The sequence below is a fragment of the Paenibacillus sp. N3.4 genome (assembly GCF_008017805.1).
Classification (GTDB): domain Bacteria; phylum Bacillota; class Bacilli; order Paenibacillales; family NBRC-103111; genus Paenibacillus_E.
Genome location: NZ_VRTT01000189.1, coordinates 1 through 1,702 on the forward strand (window position 1 = coordinate 1; position 1,702 = coordinate 1,702).

The following is a 1,702-nucleotide window of genomic DNA, read 5'->3' on the forward strand; positions in this document are numbered from 1 at the left end:
TAAGCTCATTAGACATCATTAGACACCGTTATTCCAATCTTGGGCATGCGGGAACAGAAGAAGCGTATGGAACATTTCTCCAAGTGTTATTCTTCTGCACGCATACTCCACAATTTCCTTGGGGGTTCACCATCCCACGACTCTACGGGTCTATGCCCTTACATTCCTTCGTTACACCTGACCAAGGCGTGGAGACCGATAACGTTTAGCTGACGGGTCTGAGCCCTTATCGGGCAGTAACTCGGTCCTCCGTGCTTTCTTTGTAAAATCCTGCGAATGAGTCAATTTACGTGATTGTTTTAATCAGTCTTAGGCAGCTTGAATGCAGATAGGGGCAACTTTTTCAGGAGAAAAAGTTTCTCCCCTTTGAACAATGCCGATGATGATTCGCGCCAGTTTTCCAAGCAGTTTAAATACCGATTGTTGCTTCTTCATTTGCTTGACTTGAACATTATTCTCATGCAGCTGTCGGAACACAGGATGATTTCCACAAAGCTGGAGCGTAGCCAGATACAGATATTTCCGCAGCGTAGCATCACCCCTTTTAGAGAGCACAATCTGCCCCTTTCGTTTTCCTGAGGTGCTTTCGGCTAGGTTTAAGCCTGCCCTACGCAATAATTGACGTCCATGGGCATACTGTCTAAGGTCGCCAGCACCTGATAGAATGGCTGCAATACAGATCGTGCCTAGGCCGATAGATCGAAGATGATCGGCCATAGGAATTTCGCTGAGCAACACTTGTATATCCTTTTCAATTCTCTCTAGTATTTCAACCACTCGTTCGAACTCTTCTAATAGCCATTGTAAATCCTGCTTCGCTTCATTTAGGGCAGTCGTTTCGCCTATGCTGCTCTTAGCGTGAGCGATGAGCTCCGCAGCCTTCTGCATGCCAGTGGAGCCACCGGCTCGCTTCATATGCTTTCTCCATCCTGTGATCACCTCTGGTACGGACAGAGACTCTAGATCCTGCGGAGAAGGGAATTCTTTAAGAGTAGCTAAGGAACGTTTACAGGTCCAATCTTTAAACACCGAGAAATACTCGGGGAACCGAATGTCTATCCAGCGAATGATCCGGTTCTGAAACCGTACACTATTCGTCACCCAATATTCCCGGTCACTCATAATCGTTCGCAACCTCTGAAAGACGATTGCCTGTCGCGAGTATTCATAGTAGTAGCCTCGGCTGATCACGTCAGCAATGACAAGCGCATCCTTCGGATCACTTTTGGAGGGAGAATTATCGCGGTTCTCCTTGTTTCGTTTGGTGGTGGCCGGATTCACCATGACAACGCTGTTGCCCTTGTCGGCAAGCCAATTGGCCAGGTTATACCCGTAGTGTCCGGTTGGCTCCATGCCGATTATGAGTCCTTTTAATCGGTGTTTCTGCCTAATTCCATCAATCCATCGTTCTAATTTTTCGAATCCTTCAATTGTATTTGAGAATGTAAGATGTCGCTTACTGAGTACGATACCGCGAAAATTAGTTGCTTGTGCTACATGAGTCTCCTTGGCGATATCTATACCCACAACAAGGTGAGATGTGGAAATTCGTTCAATGCGTTGATTTTGACCGTCTGATTGTTTAAACTTCATAGTAAGAGCGCCTCCTTGATGTATTGGGTTAAAACCCTTCGACAAATCCATCATACCGAGGCGCTCCTTTTTTGACAAAGCCCAAATCTTAGGCCTTACAGGAATGTTT

At 46.2% G+C, this 1,702-nt stretch carries 2 protein-coding genes; one reads left to right on the forward strand and one right to left on the reverse strand.

Annotation, left to right across the window (positions count from 1 at the left end; all coding sequences use genetic code 11):
- Positions 1-209 (forward strand): hypothetical protein (locus FU659_RS36690; RefSeq protein WP_222708727.1); only part of this gene is annotated, 209 nt, incomplete at its 5' end.
- A gap of 100 nt (positions 210-309) precedes the next feature.
- Here FU659_RS36690 and FU659_RS34855 read toward each other — a convergent pair.
- The gene (locus FU659_RS34855) at positions 310-1,593 is read right to left on the reverse strand and encodes an IS110 family RNA-guided transposase (protein ID WP_147951723.1); all 1,284 of its coding nucleotides are present in this window, start codon (positions 1,591-1,593) and stop codon (positions 310-312) included.
- Positions 1,594-1,702: the final 109 nt, after the last annotated feature.

Bases quoted from the DNA above. Each gene is read 5' to 3' on its own strand.
- FU659_RS34855 (WP_147951723.1), bottom strand. From the start codon at position 1,593: ATGAAGTTTAAACAATCAGACGGTCAAAATCAACGCATTGAACGAATT.